Origin of the sequence: Roseobacter insulae (genome assembly GCF_019375555.1) — a bacterium.
Classification (GTDB): domain Bacteria; phylum Pseudomonadota; class Alphaproteobacteria; order Rhodobacterales; family Rhodobacteraceae; genus Roseobacter; species Roseobacter insulae.
On record NZ_JAHXDN010000001.1, the window covers coordinates 376,004 to 393,396 of the forward strand.

General features: G+C 58.6%; 17 protein-coding genes and 1 pseudogene. 15 read left to right on the plus strand and 3 right to left on the minus strand.

Annotation, left to right across the window (positions count from 1 at the left end):
* Positions 1-23 precede the first annotated feature (23 nt).
* From rbfA to KX928_RS01890, 12 genes are all read left to right on the plus strand, one after another.
* Positions 24-437, plus strand: a complete 414-nt coding sequence (gene rbfA, locus KX928_RS01835) for a 30S ribosome-binding factor RbfA (RefSeq protein ID WP_219498205.1) — start codon at positions 24-26, stop codon at positions 435-437.
* Positions 434-1,174, plus strand: a complete 741-nt coding sequence (locus KX928_RS01840) for a phosphodiester glycosidase family protein (RefSeq protein WP_219498207.1) — start codon at positions 434-436, stop codon at positions 1,172-1,174. The genes rbfA and KX928_RS01840 overlap by 4 nt, the downstream gene beginning before the upstream one ends.
* Positions 1,175-1,266: 92 nt before the next feature.
* Positions 1,267-2,178, plus strand: a complete 912-nt coding sequence (gene truB / locus KX928_RS01845) for a tRNA pseudouridine(55) synthase TruB (RefSeq protein ID WP_219498209.1) — start codon at positions 1,267-1,269, stop codon at positions 2,176-2,178.
* A 187-nt stretch (positions 2,179-2,365) separates the two neighbouring features.
* Positions 2,366-2,854, plus strand: coding sequence for a hypothetical protein (locus KX928_RS01850; protein WP_219498211.1), 489 nt, complete (start codon positions 2,366-2,368; stop codon positions 2,852-2,854).
* Between the two features lie 78 nt (positions 2,855-2,932).
* Positions 2,933-3,454 (plus strand): DUF1643 domain-containing protein, encoded by a 522-nt coding sequence (locus KX928_RS01855; RefSeq protein ID WP_219498213.1) that lies wholly within the window; start codon positions 2,933-2,935, stop codon positions 3,452-3,454.
* Between the two features lie 103 nt (positions 3,455-3,557).
* Positions 3,558-4,286 (plus strand): calcium-binding protein, encoded by a 729-nt coding sequence (locus KX928_RS01860; protein WP_219498216.1) that lies wholly within the window; start codon positions 3,558-3,560, stop codon positions 4,284-4,286.
* 196 nt (positions 4,287-4,482) lie between these two features.
* The gene (gene rpsO, locus KX928_RS01865; RefSeq protein ID WP_219498218.1) at positions 4,483-4,752 is read left to right on the plus strand and encodes a 30S ribosomal protein S15; all 270 of its coding nucleotides are present in this window, start codon (positions 4,483-4,485) and stop codon (positions 4,750-4,752) included.
* 168 nt (positions 4,753-4,920) lie between these two features.
* Positions 4,921-5,511, plus strand: coding sequence for a LysE family translocator (locus KX928_RS01870; RefSeq protein ID WP_219498220.1), 591 nt, complete (start codon positions 4,921-4,923; stop codon positions 5,509-5,511).
* A gap of 71 nt (positions 5,512-5,582) precedes the next feature.
* Positions 5,583-6,011, plus strand: coding sequence for a potassium channel family protein (locus KX928_RS01875; protein ID WP_219498222.1), 429 nt, complete (start codon positions 5,583-5,585; stop codon positions 6,009-6,011).
* 348 nt (positions 6,012-6,359) lie between these two features.
* Complete coding sequence (gene pnp / locus KX928_RS01880) at positions 6,360-8,498, plus strand: polyribonucleotide nucleotidyltransferase (RefSeq protein ID WP_219498224.1); 2,139 nt, start codon at positions 6,360-6,362, stop codon at positions 8,496-8,498.
* A gap of 149 nt (positions 8,499-8,647) precedes the next feature.
* Positions 8,648-9,667 carry an SGNH/GDSL hydrolase family protein gene (locus KX928_RS01885; RefSeq protein WP_219500054.1) on the plus strand — a complete coding sequence of 340 codons (1,020 nt, stop codon included), beginning with the start codon at positions 8,648-8,650 and terminating at the stop codon, positions 9,665-9,667.
* 94 nt (positions 9,668-9,761) lie between these two features.
* Positions 9,762-10,220 carry an Lrp/AsnC family transcriptional regulator gene (locus tag KX928_RS01890; protein WP_219498226.1) on the plus strand — a complete coding sequence of 153 codons (459 nt, stop codon included), beginning with the start codon at positions 9,762-9,764 and terminating at the stop codon, positions 10,218-10,220.
* Between the two features lie 32 nt (positions 10,221-10,252).
* Here KX928_RS01890 and KX928_RS01895 read toward each other — a convergent pair whose 3' ends face one another.
* Positions 10,253-10,906: a peroxiredoxin gene (locus tag KX928_RS01895; protein WP_219498228.1), complete on the minus strand. Its 654-nt coding sequence runs from the start codon at positions 10,904-10,906 to the stop codon at positions 10,253-10,255.
* 160 nt (positions 10,907-11,066) lie between these two features.
* Between KX928_RS01895 and KX928_RS01900 the strand changes: the two genes are divergently transcribed.
* Entirely contained in the window at positions 11,067-12,494 is a 1,428-nt protein-coding gene (locus tag KX928_RS01900) for an aldehyde dehydrogenase family protein (protein WP_219498229.1), read from the plus strand.
* Between the two features lie 170 nt (positions 12,495-12,664).
* Entirely contained in the window at positions 12,665-13,699 is a 1,035-nt protein-coding gene (locus KX928_RS01905) for an IS110 family RNA-guided transposase (RefSeq protein WP_219500056.1), read from the plus strand.
* A 374-nt stretch (positions 13,700-14,073) separates the two neighbouring features.
* On the opposite strand, the gene KX928_RS01910 is transcribed toward KX928_RS01905, so the two are convergent.
* Complete coding sequence (locus KX928_RS01910) at positions 14,074-15,720, minus strand: winged helix-turn-helix domain-containing protein (protein WP_219498231.1); 1,647 nt, start codon at positions 15,718-15,720, stop codon at positions 14,074-14,076.
* A 100-nt stretch (positions 15,721-15,820) separates the two neighbouring features.
* Here KX928_RS01910 and KX928_RS01915 point away from each other — a divergent pair, with 100 nt between their 5' ends.
* The gene (locus KX928_RS01915) at positions 15,821-16,405 is read left to right on the plus strand and encodes a nickel-binding protein (RefSeq protein WP_219498233.1); all 585 of its coding nucleotides are present in this window, start codon (positions 15,821-15,823) and stop codon (positions 16,403-16,405) included.
* A 152-nt stretch (positions 16,406-16,557) separates the two neighbouring features.
* On the opposite strand, the pseudogene KX928_RS24290 reads toward KX928_RS01915, so the two are convergent.
* Positions 16,558-17,283 (minus strand): annotated as a pseudogene (locus KX928_RS24290) (IS5 family transposase); the annotation flags it as partial.
* Positions 17,284-17,393 lie beyond the last annotated feature (110 nt).

Here is a 17,393-nt window from a genome sequence, read left to right on the forward strand (position 1 = left end):
GATGAAGGCTTAGATGGGGGCGCATGGGAAAGAACAAATTTCACGACGGGCCCGGCCCGTCCCAACGTCAGCTCCGCGTGGGTGAGACCATTCGCCGGGCCTTGTCCGACGTGTTAGCGCGGGGCGATGTGCATGATCCCGACCTGAATCGTCTGTCGATCACGGTCGGCGAAGTGCGCACATCGCCTGATCTGAAAATCGCGACCGCCTATGTTTTACCGCTCGGCGGGCAGGGCCAGGACGAGGTGATCGGCCTTCTTGCGCGCAATAAGGGTGAACTGCGCCGCATCGTCTCCAAGAAGCTGTCCTTGAAGTTCGCGCCCGATCTGAGGTTTCAGCTGGATGAAACCTTTGACCGCATGGATCAGACGCGCGAGATGCTGAACCGGGCGGATGTGCGCCGCGATACCGCCGGTGAGGAGAAGACTACGGAATGATCCGCGCGATGTGGCTGGCAGGAGCACTCATCACGGTCGCCCAGGGCGCAGCCGCCGTGGAATGTGCATCGGTCATCTTTCAGGAGGCGCGCTACAGCATTTGCGAAGTCGATGCCACCGTCGAAGATCTGGAGCTGTTTCTTTATGACGATGCAGGCGATCCTCTGGGCCAGTTTGCCACTGTTGACGGCGCACTTGCTGAGCAGAACAAGCGGCTGATCTTTGCGATGAATGCTGGCATGTATCACGAAAACCGCGCGCCCGTAGGCCATTACGTCGAAGATGGCAAGGAGATCATGCGCGTCATTGACACCGCCGGTCCGGGGAACTTCGGTCTGCTGCCCAATGGCGTTTTCTGCCTGCGTGAGGGTCGCGCTGATGTCTTTGAGACAACACGCTACATCAAGGATGACCCCCGGTGCGAGGACGCCACACAATCCGGCCCCATGCTGGTCATCGACGGCGCGTTACACCCTCGGTTTCTGGCTGATGGAACCTCCAAATACATTCGCAACGGTGTCGGTACGTCAGCGGACGGCACTCGCGCCTATTTCGCGATCTCCGACGAGCCGGTGAATTTTCACAGCTTTGGCCTTCTCTTCCGGGACCATATCAAGGTTCCCAATGCTCTTTACTTTGACGGCAATATCTCGCGACTGTATGCGCCATCGCTCAAGCGGAGCGATTTTGGTTTCAGCCTCGGACCGATCGTTGGGGTTGTTGCGCCGATCGAATAGTTTTCGGCCCTTTCGGGTGATCGTGTCGAATTCCTCTGGCCGTCGGACGGCTTGGCGGGTATTGGCCCCGGTGCACGAAAATCGAGGAACACATGGGACGCAGACGCAAGGGCAGAGACATTTCAGGGTGGATGGTCGTGGACAAGCCCTCGGGGCCGACCTCCACTGCCGTCGTCAACAAGGTCCGCTGGGCGTTGGATGCGAAGAAAGCAGGCCATGCCGGTACCCTCGACCCTGCGGCGACCGGCGTTCTTGCGATCGCGCTAGGCGAGGCGACCAAGACGGTGCCCTACGTCACGGATGCGCTTAAAGCCTATGAGTTTACGGTACGTCTGGGTCAGGCCACGAACACCGATGACGCCGAAGGCGAAATCATCGCGGAAAGCGCATTGCGTCCCGATGACGCTCAGATCAAAGAGGCCCTGAGCGCGTTTGTCGGCGATATCGAACAAGTGCCGCCCCAGTATTCCGCCGTCAAAATCGACGGGGAGCGGGCTTACAAACGTGCCCGCGACGGGGAAGAGATGGAGATCGCTGCCCGTCCGCTTTACGTTGAAAGCCTGTTGCTGATCGACCGTCCGAATGCTGACCACGTGGTGTTGGAGCTGACATGCGGCAAAGGCGGTTACGTGCGCTCCATTGCGCGCGACCTCGGCCAGACGCTGGGATGCCTAGGCCATGTCCGCGCGTTGCGGCGCATCTGGTCCGGCCCCTTCGATGCCAGCGACGCTCTGACACTGGACCAGATAGACGCGATGGCGCAGACGCCCGCGCTTGATGAGCACCTGCGTCCGCTGGAAGAGGCCTTCGTGTCGCTGCCGGAAGTGAAAGCCACCCGGGAAGGGGCGACACGTCTGCGCAATGGCAACCCCGGCATGGTTCTGGCGTCAGACGTTGACTACGGCGATGAATGCTGGGCGTCCTATGACGGGCGCGCGATTGCCATTGGGCGCTACAAATCAGGTGAGCTGCATCCAAGTCGCGTGCTGAATATTAAGAACTGATCAGTTCCAAATATTTCAATCTGTCGCAATTCTCGCGCCGATGTCAGCGGAATCGCTAGAATATTTCAGAATTTGTTACGAAAATTCCACGCCGGGTAAGCCTTGTGTGAGGAGACTGCAAAGCCGGGGCCGAGACTGCCATATCGATGTCAGACGACCGATAAACCTCCCAACCTGGAGCCCTGATATGAAACGCACTGCTCTTTCCATCCTGACCGCCGGCGCTTTTGCCACCATCGCATTCGACTCCTTTGGCCAAGCCCTCAGCCCGCTGTTCGGCTATGCCAAACTCGCGCCTGTCGGCCTGGCTGGCGCCACTCTGAAATCCGTTTTCGGATCGGCGCCCTCCGGTGCTGCGTATCTTCTGCACACTCTCACCGGCCTTGTTTTCTATGTGGTCGGCTATCTGGCCATCGCCCGGCCGATTCAACGCGCGGTTCTGCCGCAACTGCACTGGGGCATAACCGCAGCCGTCTACGGCGTTGCCCTATGGGCATTTGCGCTATACGGCATGGCGCATCTGGTCGCCGGCATGAAACCCTTCCTTGGGTTTACCGGCATCACATGGGTCGCGCTCTGGGGCCATATTGTCTACGCGCTGGTGGCAGCCGCGGTTCTTGAACTGCGCGGCGAAGTCTTTGATATTCCGGGAAAACGCGTTCCTGCGCACGGCTGAAAGAGGCAATGACACTGGCAGGCCGCAAACCGCCGGTGCGGCCTTGTTTCGCGTCCCGAGTACTGGCATTACGCCGGTATGCTGACACGGACGCATCAGGACGCGACAACATGGTCGGAAGCGGTCTATTCCGACTGCGAACGCTATCGATATCGCCTTGTACGGGTCTGGGATGACGCTCTGCCCCGGGTTACCTTCGTCATGCTGAACCCCTCGAAAGCAGACGAGATCCGCAACGACCCGACGGTGGAGAGGTGCCAGAGGCGCGCGGAACACCTTGGATTTGGCGCGTTCCAGCTAACCAATATATTCGCCTGGCGCGACACCGATCCCATGGCGATGCGCCGTGCCAGGGAACCTGTGGGGCCCTGCAATGACGACATCCTGCTGACGTCGGCTCGCTGGGCCGATCAGGTCGTTGCTGCGTGGGGTGTCCACGGGGCGCATCGGGCACGTGGCGATGAGGTCGCCCGGCTGCTGACAGACGCGGGACACACCCTGTTTCATCTCGGCCTGTCTAAAGCCGGACACCCCCGGCATCCGCTGTATCTGCCATACGCCAGACTGCCCGAACACTGGGCCCATACCGGCGGCAGTTAACCCCTTGGTTAGATTTTGGGCGTAATGCTTGGCCACCGTGTGATGTGTAAGGCACCACCCTGTCCGGGTGCCGTGCCAGAGCGCAATAATGAGGTTTGACGTCATGCTTTGGATGGCAGGATTAATGGGTCTGGTAGGGGTTGGGGCAGCATCGCTTGTTGCGATCAAGCCGGATGAGATCGAGGATGAACACGAAGACGGCGCGCTCGAAGACGATGGCTATACCGCCGATACAATCGATCTGTTTGACCAGTTCGACACGCTGGATGTGTCTCAGATCCTGGGCGGTGACGCGGATGAAGTGATCACCGGCACCTCCGACACCGATTTCATCGAAGGTGGTGAGGGCGACGACAGGATTGACGGTGAGGGCGGGTCTGATCTGATATTCGGCGGGATCGGCAGCGATATTCTCAATGGTATCGTCGATGACCCGGATTATGCCGGGATCACCGATACCGACGCGTCCGACTATCTGAACGGCGGCGATGGTGATGATCTTCTCATTCTCGGGGCCAATGACATTGCCGTCAGCGGCGCCGGAGACGACGAGTTTCTGCTGGGCGATTGGATCACTGAGGGGAAGGGCGTGGAAATTCTCGACTATGAGCCCGCGCACGACAGTCTGATGCTGGTGTGGGACGACACCAGCGCCACTGCGGATGAACCCGATGTCAGCGTCAACCCCGATCCTGATGATCCGGAAGTCATGCATATCTCGATGAACGGGGTCAGCGTGGCGGAAATCTATGGGGACACAGAACTCAGCGTCGCAGACCTGACCTTGATACCGCTCAGTTCGGCGGAGGCGATTGGTCTGGAGCCCGTCTGACCGGGCCGTTCCGCGCCGCAGGCCGCAACCTGACATCCGGTACCGCGCGATTCTTCAATTGCCATTCGCGGCGAAGGCGCTTATACGCGCGCATCGCCGAGCGGAATCTTCCTCAAAGCGATTTCTCCACGGGCCTGTGCTGGACGACATCCCGGCCTGAGCCATTCCTGTAACTCTTTTTGAAAAGGAGACCCCGATGTCGATCACTGCCGAAGACAAAGCACGCGTGATGAAAGAATATGCAACCAAGGAAGGCGACACAGGCTCGCCCGAAGTTCAGGTTGCCATCCTCAGCTCGCGCATTGCAACGCTTACCGAGCACTTCAAAACCCACAAGAAAGACAACCACGGCCGCCGTGGTCTGCTGAAGATGGTGGCCACGCGCCGCAAGCTTCTCGACTACGTCAAAGGCAAGGACGAGGCCCGTTACCAGGATCTCATCAAACGCCTTGGCCTGCGCCGCTGAGTTTCATCTGATCCGGTGGGCTGGCCGGTCATAGCAGCGACCCCGGTCGGTGCCGACGACCCGACAGCCCGCCCGTTTCGAAATCATGAAAACCGCGCCTCGCAGGGTGCGGTTTTTTTCTTGGCTCTATGCCCTTTACGCCACCGGAGGTGCTCGTAGAGTACGCACATGCTCACTTTCGCCGCCGCCGTATTCTTCCTTATCATCACACCCGGCCCCGGTGTGCTGTCGACGGCGGGCGTCGGCGCGGCTTTTGGCGCCAGAGCCGGTGCGCGCTATGTGGGCGGTCTGTTCATCGGCACCAATCTCGTCTCTCTCGCGGTGGTCAGCGGACTGACGGCAGCGCTTCTTGCCGACGACCGCCTGCGCACAGTCCTGTTTTTCGCCTCGATCACCTACCTGGCCTATCTGGCCCTGCGGATCGCCTTTGCCGGGAGCAAGGTTGCTTTCATAGAGCGGCAAAACCCACCGGGCGTGCTGGGCGGGATCGTTTTGCAGGCAATCAATCCAAAGGCCTACGCGGTCAACACGGCCTTATTCACGGGGTTCAACTTCTGGCCGCAAAGCCTCGCCACCGAAATCGCCCTGAAGTTTCTGATCGTGAACGCGATCTGGATACCGATCCACTTTGCGTGGCTTTGGCTGGGCATAACGCTGCAACGGATGAACCTGCCGACCCGGGTGCAACGGATCATCAACATCGTCATGGCGTCGTCGATGATGGCAGTCGTGCTGCTGGCGGCTATTGCGCAGAACTGACGGTATTGGACATCGCCGCCCCGACACCCTAGATCAGTCCGAAACCCGAAACAGCTCAGACCTGGACCGTAATGCTCGTACTCTTCCAGATCATCTTTGGCAGCACCGTATTGCTGATCTGCGCACTCCTGCACATTCTGATCATTGCGCGCCTTGTCCGGCATTTACGCAACAACGATCATTTCTCCGAGGATCGTACCACACGGCATCAAATCCTGACCGTCTGCGCATTGTTCCTGGTGCTCCTGCTGTCGCACACCCTGCAAATATACATCAGCGCTTTCTCGCTCTGGGCGGTCGGTGCCCTGCCCGGATATGAAGCGCCGATCTATTATTCTCTGGTCACCTATACCACCGTGGGATACGGCGATGTGGTGCTGGACCCCGGTTACCGGATTGCCGGGGCGATGGTGTCGGTCACCGGCATCCTGATGTTCGGAATGACCACCGCCTTTGTCGTTGGACTGTTCAGCCGAATTCTCGATGAAAAAGGGCCGTGAACAGACACTGCGGACCGGCCAAAGCAAGACGCGGCGCACCCGCAGGCGCGCAGACTGGGATCTGACCAATATCGGCATGCTCCCCGTCACCGAAGCGGAAAGTCACGTGTTCATGTCACGATGCGCTCTTGCGCGGCTGCGTTATCCGCGCTGTCAGGCTGCGGCAAATCCCTTCAACGAAAGGCCGAACGCTGCGTAAACCCTCCCTTTCCAAGGGCTGGTTTCTCGTGTACGTACGCGCAATCTGAAAGCCGGCGCCCGGACCTCAGCGCCGCCAAAAGAAGATATCGGGGTCAGGGGGAATTCGCCCCCTATGCAATGGCCCAAGGGCCAACACAGGAAACGTAGATGTTTAACGTAACGACAAAATCGATGCAGTGGGGCGAGGAAACGCTCACACTGGAAACCGGAAAAGTGGCCCGTCAGGCGGATGGGTCGGTGATTGCAACACTGGGCGAGACCAGTGTCATGGCGAACGTCACCTTCGCCAAGAAACAAAAACCGGGTCAGGATTTCTTTCCGCTGACCGTTCACTACCAAGAGAAATACTACGCCGCCGGTAAAGTACCGGGAGGCTTCTTCAAGCGCGAGGCGCGCCCGACTGAAAAAGAAACGCTGACCGCGCGTCTGATCGACCGGCCACTGCGCCCGCTGTTCGTCTCGGGCTTTAAAAACGAAGTCCTGGTGATGTGCACCGTGCTCAGCCACGATCTGGTCAATGATCCCGACATCGTGGCGATGATTGCCGCCTCTGCCGCGCTGACCATCTCCGGCGCGCCCTTCATGGGTCCGATTGCCGGTGCCCGCGTCGGCTTTGAAGACGGCGAATATGTCCTGAACCCGACCGTTGACGACATGCAGGACCTGCGCCTGAACCCTGAACAACGCCTTGATCTGGTGGTTGCCGGGACCAAAGACGCGGTGATGATGGTCGAATCGGAAGCTTACGAGCTCAGCGAGGCGGAAATGCTCGGCGCAGTTAAGTTTGCGCATGACAGCCTGAAGCCCGTCGTCGATCTGATCATTGATCTGGCGGAAGATGCGGCGAAAGAGCCGTTTGATTTTCAGCCCGCTGACTACTCCGAGCTTTCCGCCGCAGTGAAAGCAGCAGGCGAGACGGACATGCGCGCGGCCTTCGCGATCTCTGACAAGCAGGAGCGGACCACCGCCGTCGCCGCTGCGCGCGACAAGATCATGGAAGCGCTGAGCGAAGAGCAACTGGAAGACCCCAACCTTGGGTCCGCGATGAAAGGTCTTGAGGCCTCTATCCTGCGCGGCGACGTGGTGAAAACCGGCAAGCGGATCGACGGTCGGAAAACCGACGAGATCCGCGATATCGTCTGCGAAACCGGCATGCTGCCCCGGACCCATGGTTCGGCGCTTTTCACCCGTGGTGAAACGCAAGGTCTGGTCGTGACCACGCTGGGCACCGGCGACGACGAGCAGTTCATCGACGCGCTGCATGGCAACTTCAAATCGAACTTCCTGCTGCACTACAACTTCCCGCCCTATTCGGTCGGTGAAGCGGGCCGCGTGGGCCCTCCGGGACGCCGCGAAATCGGCCACGGTAAGCTCGCCTGGCGCGCGTTGCAGGCGGTTCTTCCCGCCGCGACCGACTTCCCCTACACCGTGCGCGTGGTCTCCGAGATCACCGAATCCAACGGGTCGTCGTCGATGGCATCAGTCTGCGGCGGCTCGCTGTCGATGATGGACGCGGGCGTGCCGCTGAAGAACGCGGTGGCCGGTGTTGCGATGGGTCTGATCCTCGAAGAAGACGGCTCCTATGCGATCCTGTCGGACATCCTGGGGGATGAAGACCACCTTGGCGACATGGATTTCAAGGTTGCGGGGACGGAAAACGGCATCACCTCGCTGCAGATGGACATCAAGATCGCCGGCATCACGCCAGAGATTATGGAAAAAGCCCTTGCACAGGCCAAGGACGGCCGGATGCACATTCTGGGCGAGATGAACAAGGCACTGACCGGTGCCGCGGACTTCTCGATCCACGCGCCGCGCATCGAGACGATGCAGATCCCAACGGACAAGATCCGCGAAGTGATCGGTTCGGGTGGCAAGGTCATCCGCGAAATCGTCGAAGTCTCGGGCGCCAAAGTGGACATCAACGACGAAGGCACCATCAAGATCGCGTCTCCGAACGGCGATTCGATCAAGAAAGCCTACGACATGATCCACTCGATCGTGGCAGAACCCGAAGAAGGCATGATCTACACCGGCACCGTGGTGAAAATCGTCGACTTTGGCGCTTTCGTGAACTTCTTTGGCAAGCGCGACGGGCTTGTGCACGTTAGCCAGATCGAGAACCGTCGCCTGAACCATCCGTCCGACGTTCTCAAGGAAGGTCAGGAAGTGAAGGTCAAACTTCTGGGCTTCGATGATCGCGGCAAAGTGCGTCTGTCCATGAAAGTCGTCGATCAGGAAACCGGCGAAGAGATCAAGAAAGAAGAAGCCCCCGCAGAAGAGTAACCTGCGCACTTCTTGAAAAAGAGCATAGACCCGGCCATTGTGCCGGGTCTTTTTTTATGACGTGGCGTCCTGCAAAGCTGCCGCAGGGTCATGCTGGGCGGATGATAATTCGATGCTAATTTGCGACACATCGCTTGGGAGGGCTGATCATGAAATCAGGAATAATCGCCACGACAATTGCGCTCGGCCTGGCAACGGCAACCCATGCCAGCCCGCTGACGAACATCTTCACCAGCTACTATGCGTTCGGGGACAGCCTGTCTGACAACGGCAAAGTGGGCCCGGGCGTGTTGTCCGCCCCCAGCCTTGACGGGCGCTTTTCGAACGGAAAAGTCTGGACCGAAATTCTCGCCGACGATTTCGAAGCAGCGGGCAACGACAACCAGAACTACGCAATCGGCGGCGCAACCGCGGGACCGGTTGACACACCCCGGACCCCGATATCAACCTTCGCGGGCCAGATTCAGGCTTTCTCTGCAAACCTGTTTCTGGACACGGCGGTGCCACCGTTCTTCGATGCGATTGAGCCGGGCAGCAACCCGTTGGCCTCGGTTTGGTTTGGCGCAAACGATCTGTTTAACACGCTCGAAGGGGAGACACGGCTGGAGGACGCGCGCAGGGCTGCAAACCTGCTGACCCAGCAGGTTGCCGGTATTGCGACTGCCACGCGTGGTCTGTTTGATGACTTCATCATCCCAAATCTGCCGAACCTGGGGCTCACCCCGTCCTACGCCCTCTTTGACACCGCCAATCAGGAAAACGCGACGAATGCGACACTGGCGTTCAATGCACAGCTGAAAAGCAATATTGCAGATCTGCGAAACGCGGGGCTGAACATCTACACCATCGATACCCTGGGCCTGTTTGATGCGGTCCTGAACGATCCATTGGGACCGGAAGGGATCTATGATTTCGCGAATGTCACCCTGCCATGCACGATCAGTTTTGCCTCAGATATTGGGACAAACTGCGTTACTGATGGTGGTTTGACGCTCGGGCAGGTCGATAGCTTCCTCTTTGCCGACGCGGTGCATCCCACGGCGGCCACACATCGCATTCTCGCCGAGCAGGCGCAGGCCGCGGTTGTGCCTCTGCCAGCGTCTGCGTTCCTCTTGCTCACCGGGTTTGGACTGATCGGGGTGGTTGCAAAGCGCCGCCGCGCCGCCTGAGCCATCGCGATATAAGGAAACCCCCGCTGTCCGCCGGGGCTTTCCTCATGCTCTCGCGCAAGATATCGTCAAAATATTCCAAGCGGGCGGCAATATGAAAATTTCCAACTCGGATCGGCAGCTATTGCGGGAAATTCAACGCGATTCCAGCCTGTCGCTTGCCCAGCTGGCGGAACGCTGCGGAATGGCCCAGAGCACCGTGTGGCGCAGACTTCAGGAATTCGAAAATGCCAGTCTGATTACCGCGCGGGTTGCCTTGCTGGACCCGGCCCAGGTGGAGTGCAAACTATGCGTTCTCGCATCGATCACGCTGACAGACCATTCTGAGAAAACCGTTTCGGGGTTTGCCAGGTTGATAGAAGGCCATCCCGAAATCGTGGAGTGTTTCGCGACGTCGGGCAAGGCGGATTACCAGATGAAAATCCGGGTGACAGACGTTGAAGCCTACGAATACTTCATGACCCACACGTTGTTGCGCAATGCGATTGTCCGCGAGGTTCATTCCAGTTTCGTTTTGAAGGAATTGAAGTCGACAACCGAATTGCCGATTTGAGGCGGCGTATGCGACGCCGCCTCATCGCGCGGTTACTCCGGCGCCTTGGTTGTCCGCAGGTACGGCAGGATCTTGTTGAACTCGCCAAACTTCGCCTTGGCGTCTTCGTCCGACACCGTCGCGGGGATGATCACGTCATCCCCGACATTCCAGTTGGCCGGTGTGGCAACGCCTTTGCCAATCGACATCTGCAATCCGTCCAGCGCGCGCAGAACTTCGGCAAAGTTGCGGCCCACGGTCATGGGGTAGGTCATCGACAGTTTCAGCTGCTTGTCCGGGCCGATGATAAAGACCGACCGTACTGTCGCGCTGTCCGCAGGCGTGCGACCGTCTGGCAGGTAGGCTTCGGCCGGCAACATGTCGAAGGCTTTGGAGACTTCCAGCCCGTCGTCCGCGATAATCGGGAAACCCGCCTTGGCACCGCCGACGGTCTCAATATCGCCTTTCCATTTCTTATGATCCTCGACCCCGTCCACGGAGACGCCGATCACCTTTGTCCCACGCTTCTCCCATTCGTCGGCCAATTGCGCGACGGCCCCGAACTCGGTTGTGCACACCGGCGTGAAATCCTTGGGGTGCGAAAACAGAATCGCCCAGCTGTCGCCGATCCAGTCATGTAATTGGATCGTGCCTTGGTCAGTTTCGACCGTCAAATTCGGAACAGTGTCGTTGATGCGCAAGCCCATGGTGTCCTCCGGTGCAATGCTAAGAGTATCTCGTGCCGTTAACTTAATATGTTCGGGCGCGTCTTTCATCCCCTCTCTTGCAGAGGGTAACGGCGAATGACAGAGTGCCGCGAATCCCCCAGCACCCCGGCACGCGGTGCAACAGAAAAGGACAGAGCCCATGTTGGAAAAACGTGATTTCTATATCAACGGTCAGTGGGTTGCCCCGGCCAAGGCAAATGACTTTGCAGTGATCGATCCATCGACGGAAGAGCAATGCGCGGTCATCTCTCTGGGGGATCAGGCGGATACGGATGCCGCTGTTGCGGCGGCCCGTGCGGCTTTTGACAGCTGGTCGCAAACCAGCAAGGAAGAACGCACCGCCCTCATGCGCCGCCTGCTTGACATCTACAACGCCCGTTCCGAAGAGATGGCACAGGCGATGTCGATGGAAATGGGCGCGCCGATGGAACTGAGCCGCAACCAACAGGTCGGCGCGGGCAGCTGGCATCTCGGCGGGTTCCTCAAGGCCTTCGAAGATTTCAGTTTTGAACGGGATTTTACGGCGACCGAAAAGACCCTGCTGGAACCAATCGGCGTCTGCGCGCTGATCACGCCGTGGAACTGGCCGATGAACCAGATCATCCTTAAAGCCATTCCCGCGATGGCAACCGGCTGCACGATGGTGCTGAAACCATCAGAGATTGCGCCCCTGTCGGGCCTGCTGTTTGCCGAGTTTGTGCATGAGGCGGGTTTCCCTGCGGGCGTGTTCAACTTGGTCAATGGCGATGGCGCCGGTGTGGGCAGTCAGCTTTCGGCACATCCCGAAGTGGACATGGTCAGCTTTACCGGCTCCACCCGTGCCGGCATCGCGATTTCCAAGGCCGCTGCCGACACTCTCAAGCGCGTCAGCCTTGAGCTGGGAGGCAAGGGGGCGAACATCATCTTCGAAGATGCCCATCCCAAGGCGGCCAAGGCGGGTGCTGTCCGCTGTTTCCGGAACACGGGGCAGTCCTGCAACGCGCCCACGCGGATGCTGGTGCATAAATCCCGTTACGACGAAGCGGTTGAGATGGCAGCCGACACGGCCAACAACACGCATGTCGGCCCTGCCTCGGAAGAGGGGAAACACATCGGTCCCGTTGTTTCCGAAGCGCAATTCAACAAGATCCAGAAGCTGATCGAGGTTGGTATGGGCGAAGCGCGTCTCGTGGCAGGAGGCCTCGGCCGACCGGACGGGTTGAACCGGGGATACTACGTGAAACCCACCGTGTTTGCGGATGTCACCAACGATATGACCATCGCGCGCGAGGAAATCTTTGGACCGGTGTTATCGATCATTCCGTTTGAGAGCGAAGAGGAAGCGATCGCGATCGCCAATGACACGCCCTACGGGCTGACCAACTATGTCCAGACCGAAGACGACGAGAAACGCCGCCGCGTGGCGCGCCGTCTACGCTCCGGCATGGTCGAGACAAACGGTCAGGGCTTTGCCCAAGGGTCCCCGTTCGGTGGCTACAAACAGTCCGGCAACGGCCGGGAAGGGGGCACCTTCGGTCTGGAGGAATTCCTCGAAGTCAAAGCGGTTTCCGGCTGGGCGGCAGAGTAAAAACACATTGGACGGAGGCGCCCGGTACATCCGGGCGCTTCCAAATGGTGTTTCCGCGTTTTTTTTTGCGTCCGCTTCGCGGGACAAAGCATGAGTAATCGGGCTGACCAGGTTGCAGGGTCAGGTTCTTGATAGAGTTGCAGTGGTTTCTGCAATTTGAGGAGAACGAAATGGATTACTTTGTTGGCTTGGACGTATCGCTCCGGTCGGTGGCGGTCTGCGTGATTGATACCAACGGCAAGCACGTCTTCGAACGTTCTGTTGCTTGTGAGATTGAAGACATCGTGACCTGCCTGCGGGATGTGCCGACAGGGCAGTGTCAGATAGGTTTCGAGTCTGGCGCTATGAGCCAGCATCTTTACTTTGGGCTTCGGAAAGCAGGGTTCGATGTGGTCTGCATGGAGGCACGCCAGGTCAATGCGGCGCTATCGGCGATGCGCAACAAAACCGACAAGACAGATGCCCGTGGGATAGCGCAAGTGCTTCGGTCCGGGTGGTATAGCAAGGTCTTCATCAAGAGCCGGGAGGCACATGCCTACCGCGCACTGCTGAGCAGCCGGAAGGCCGTTCAAAAGAAATGCATTGATCTGGCCAATGAGGTTCGGGGGCTGTTCCGGGTCTTTGGCTTGCGTCTTCCGTCACGCGTGGATCAGGGGTCCTTCGACGAGCGTGTCAGGCCATTGATTGAGGCTGATCCAGATTTGTCGCGCGCCCTGCTGCCGCTACTGGATGCCCGCGCGATGCTGTACAAGACTTACCGAGAACTGGATCGACGCGTGAAGCAAGCCGCCAGTCATGATGCGATCTGCCTGCGCTTCATGGCGATCCCAGGCGTCGGGCCGATTGCCGCACTGACCTTCCGGGCTGCCGTCGATGATCCGGCACGGTTCACCAGTTCTCGGACGGTTGCTGCGCACTTCGGGCTGACACCACGAAGATACCAGTCTGGTGAAACCGACAATCCGGGCCGTATCTCCAAGGCTGGTGATAGCGATGTGCGAGCAACGCTCTACGCCGCCGCCAATGCGATGATGATGCGCTCTGTGGCCAGCTCCGAGATCAAAAGTTGGGGCCTTCGGCTGATGCGCCGCAAAGGTCGCCGCCGGGCTGTCGTTGCTGTCGCCCGTAAGTTGGCCGTCATCATGCACCGGATGTGGGCCGACAATACCGAGTTCCGTCACCGCGCTTTGGAGGCTGCCGTATGACCTGACACCTTCACAAGATCGAAGACGGGATCGTCCCTCACCGGACGAGGTCTGTGGATGACGCCGAATATTGGTGCTGCGACTGACAAGCGCGAGACGAAGCGGGGCGCTCCACGTCCATTCCGACACATGCATGCAGCGACCCAACCGAACCGGGTCATCAATGACTGCGAAGAGAAGTGTGACCCGGATGAAGGACAGTGATCCCTACAGCAAAGAAATGAATCGATGAAATGAGCTTGACCCAAACGCCCGATTAGAGAAGCCTCATTTCGCTGCAGCTGCGCCAAAGTCCGCTTTAAGTCTGACAAATATGCGACCGCTGCTCGCCAACAGGCGGTCAAAGTGGTTAGAAATCTGGCTGAAGTGGCTTGTCAATCTCTGATTATTTGTTGGAGAGCATCATCAAGCAACTGACGACGATCTTCGGATGCAAAAGGTGCCGAGGCTACGAACTGCTCAACCTGAAAACCCGGGCGTTGAGCGCGCAAAGCTGCGAGCACTGAATTTGCCCGTTCATGCTCTCCCAGTTCGGCATAGGTGGCAGCGAGCAAGACGAAAGCTGCCGCAAAACCAGGAGCTTCCTCAACTGTCATCTCCAGCAACGCGCGCGCGGTTTCTGCGTCACCAAGCTGAAGATGGACGTGTGCCTCAATCCAGTCAAGTCGCGCCGGATGATGGGGGTGCAATCGTTTGGCGTGCTGGATCGCTTCGCGCGCCTCTTCAAGATCGCCGCCGTAAACAGCCGCCTCGGCCAGGATGGCGTAGCCCTCGGCGAAGTTCCGGTTGAGTTGAATCGAATGTCTCGCTGCCGCAAGTGCCTTGTCATTTTCTCCGATGGCAAGGTTCAGGATTGCCAGCGCGAAATAGGCATTCGGGATGTCGGGGTCGAGTTGTATTGCTGCGATGGCGGCCTGAAGCCCCGGTTGGACAGACTGCCGTTGTGATGGGGCAGCATAGTCGAACATCATGTCGCGCCCATATGCGACAGCAATGTAGGCGTGTGCACGTGCATAGTTTGGTTCAAGCTCGAGCGCTTTTTCGAAGTATTCGCGGGCTCGGGCGTTGCCTTCGATTGTGCCTTCCCGCAATGGCTCCAGACCGCGCAGTAACATGAAATAGGCGTCTGTCGCCACGCGCGATGGCACCACGTTGGCTTTGAGCGAAAGTGACAGAGCGTCAACGATTGCGCGCGTCACATCTTCCTGGACATCGAAGGGGTCCTGCCGGATCCGATCAAATCGCTCGGCCCAAACACTCACGCCCTCGAAGGGGTCGATGAGGGAAACATTGATGCGCACCCGGTCGTTGGAGTGCCGCACGGTTCCGCGCACAAGATAACGCACACCAAGATTGTCAGCGATCTCCCTGAAACCTACCTCGGCTTGCGGAAAGTCGCCACTGGACGCATAGGCGATCACTGTCAGATCCGCTATCTTGGCGAGGTCGGTGGTCAAATCCTCGCTGAGACCATCCCCAAAAAATTGCAACTCGTCGCCACCGCCAAGATTGACAAAAGGCAGAACCGCGAGCGTCTTGTCGGGCACAATTCGAGGCGGAACAATGACTGCGCTATCAGCATCAAATCCGCCGGAACCAGAACTCTGCCAAAGGCCCAGACCCGAGGCAAACAGCACGAAAGCCCCGACCGCTGCGATCAGGCGAAGGCTGATGTGAGGCAGGCCTGTTGGGCGATCCGCTGATGCCGCCGCAGCGACCAGCCGATAGCCAATTTTTGGATAGGTTTCGATCACGTCTTTTCCGAGCGCACGACGAATATCACCGATGCACTGGATCAATGAGTCGTCGGTCGTTGCGATGTCCTTCCAGACCGCTCGAATCAGCGCTTCGCGATCAACCACCTCTCCTGCCCGATAGGACAGCACCGCAAGGACATCGGCGGACTGTTTCCGCAGGTGTATCGGTGCGCCGTCCGTTGCGGTAAGTGCACCGGTTTCAAGGTCGTATCGACCCTGACCAATCATCAAAACGCGTGATTTCGGAGCGATTTCGGAAGTCATTCAGGACATTTCAGCTCGGATTTCGCCACCAATGTAGTCGGTTTCGGGCAGTATAGCCACGCAAGCCACTAAGCGCTAAATTTCAACTATGGAGGACCATATGTTCAAGTTCCCCTCTTTCCGCGCCGTGCTGGTTGCGGCTCTCTTCACTCCCGTTGCCGGATTTGCCGGCCAGTTTGTTGTTGAACTTGAAGCCCCCTTCAACGCCCCCTCTGAGGCGTTGATGCAACAGGCAGGTGTGAGCGTCGACGAAACGTTGTCCGCTGGCCCTGACAGCTATGTCGTATTGACAGCCAATGACGAGGACGCGGTGCGCGACCTGTTTCAAGCCGCCGCCATCACGCCCGAGAAAATCTCGGAAGTGCTCTTCATCAACTCGCCCACCGTTGGCGGTGGTCAGGCTGCCGGTGCAGAGCCGCGCGACGGGCATCAGGTTTTTGTCATCGAACGCCCCATTCCTGGTGTCGGCTTCTTCGGGCTGGACAAGAAAGAGAAGATTTCGAAAGGCTCGAATGCGGCAGTAGCCAAACTTGGCGATGTGATCGAATGGGATCACTCCTATCTGACCAGTGAAGGGACGTATTGCATCTACCGGGCCGACAATCCCGATACCCTGCGCGAGCATGGCGCATTGGCTGGAGCGCCGATCGGAAAAATCACGCCCGTCAGCCAAAAGGCTAACTAACTGGCCCATTAAAGTAGTGTAATTCTGTTGCTGCTCCGATCAAATGTCGGGGCAGCTTCAATTGGGTCACACGACGAGTTCGATTCCACGGCACGAGTGTAGCTTGCACCGAAAGCCGTCATTGGTTCGAAGCGCAGCATTAGGGTCTGGACTCAATTCAGCCAGCACCTGATCGCGAAGATGTGGATCATGGAGAGGAAGTTTCGCTTCAGCTTGTCATAACGCGTGGTCAACCGCCGCATGTCTTTCATCCGGCAAAAGAACCGCTCAACGGGGTTACGCATTGCATAGATGTCCGGGTCATGGGGGATCGGCACTTTGGCGTTCGACTTTGAAGGGATCACGGCGACCGCACCTTCATCGGCGATCGCTTGTCGGATGGCAGCGCTGCCATATGCCTTGTCCGCGACAATGGCCATTGGCGTCGCGTCCCAGTCCAGAAATGCATCAAATGCCTTGCTGTCATGGGTTTGAGCGCCGGTCACATCGATCCGCAGTGGCCGCCCGAATGCATCTACGGCGGCATGAACCTTACTGCCGCGACCGCGGCGTGAGCGTCCAATACCTTGTGAAAGCTCCCCCCTTTTGCGCCTGCCGCCGAGCGGTGTGCCTTGACGATAGAGCTATCACGAAGACCAAGGCGTCCGCGCATTCCGTGGCCAAGGCCTCGAATATCCCCCGCCAAATCCCGCGCTCACCCCACCGAACATAGCGGTTGTAAACGGTTGTGTGCGGGCCGTATCGCTCCGGCAGATCGCGCCATGGTGCGCCCGTGCGCAGAATATAGAAGATGCCGTTGAGCACCTGCCGGTCGTCCTTGCGTGCCGGGCCGCGCCCTTTCGGGGGAAGTAGCGGTTGCACAACCGCCCATTCCTCATCGCTCAGATCAAATCTTGCCATAGTCACCGCCTTTTTTCAGGCAGTGAATCAGAGACTTAGAATGGCATCAAGCCTGCGGCGAATTGAGTTCAGACCCTAGTGCCTCAGG

Coding starts and splice junctions, on each gene's coding strand:
- rbfA (WP_219498205.1), top strand. CDS start 24: ATGGGAAAGAACAAATTTCACGACGGGCCCGGCCCGTCCCAACGTCAG.
- KX928_RS01840 (WP_219498207.1), top strand. CDS start 434: ATGATCCGCGCGATGTGGCTGGCAGGAGCACTCATCACGGTCGCCCAG.
- truB (WP_219498209.1), top strand. CDS start 1,267: ATGGGACGCAGACGCAAGGGCAGAGACATTTCAGGGTGGATGGTCGTG.
- KX928_RS01850 (WP_219498211.1), top strand. CDS start 2,366: ATGAAACGCACTGCTCTTTCCATCCTGACCGCCGGCGCTTTTGCCACC.
- KX928_RS01855 (WP_219498213.1), top strand. CDS start 2,933: ATGCTGACACGGACGCATCAGGACGCGACAACATGGTCGGAAGCGGTC.
- KX928_RS01860 (WP_219498216.1), top strand. CDS start 3,558: ATGCTTTGGATGGCAGGATTAATGGGTCTGGTAGGGGTTGGGGCAGCA.
- rpsO (WP_219498218.1), top strand. CDS start 4,483: ATGTCGATCACTGCCGAAGACAAAGCACGCGTGATGAAAGAATATGCA.
- KX928_RS01870 (WP_219498220.1), top strand. CDS start 4,921: ATGCTCACTTTCGCCGCCGCCGTATTCTTCCTTATCATCACACCCGGC.
- KX928_RS01875 (WP_219498222.1), top strand. CDS start 5,583: ATGCTCGTACTCTTCCAGATCATCTTTGGCAGCACCGTATTGCTGATC.
- pnp (WP_219498224.1), top strand. CDS start 6,360: ATGTTTAACGTAACGACAAAATCGATGCAGTGGGGCGAGGAAACGCTC.
- KX928_RS01885 (WP_219500054.1), top strand. CDS start 8,648: ATGAAATCAGGAATAATCGCCACGACAATTGCGCTCGGCCTGGCAACG.
- KX928_RS01890 (WP_219498226.1), top strand. CDS start 9,762: ATGAAAATTTCCAACTCGGATCGGCAGCTATTGCGGGAAATTCAACGC.
- KX928_RS01895 (WP_219498228.1), bottom strand. CDS start 10,906: ATGGGCTTGCGCATCAACGACACTGTTCCGAATTTGACGGTCGAAACT.
- KX928_RS01900 (WP_219498229.1), top strand. CDS start 11,067: ATGTTGGAAAAACGTGATTTCTATATCAACGGTCAGTGGGTTGCCCCG.
- KX928_RS01905 (WP_219500056.1), top strand. CDS start 12,665: ATGGATTACTTTGTTGGCTTGGACGTATCGCTCCGGTCGGTGGCGGTC.
- KX928_RS01910 (WP_219498231.1), bottom strand. CDS start 15,720: ATGACTTCCGAAATCGCTCCGAAATCACGCGTTTTGATGATTGGTCAG.
- KX928_RS01915 (WP_219498233.1), top strand. CDS start 15,821: ATGTTCAAGTTCCCCTCTTTCCGCGCCGTGCTGGTTGCGGCTCTCTTC.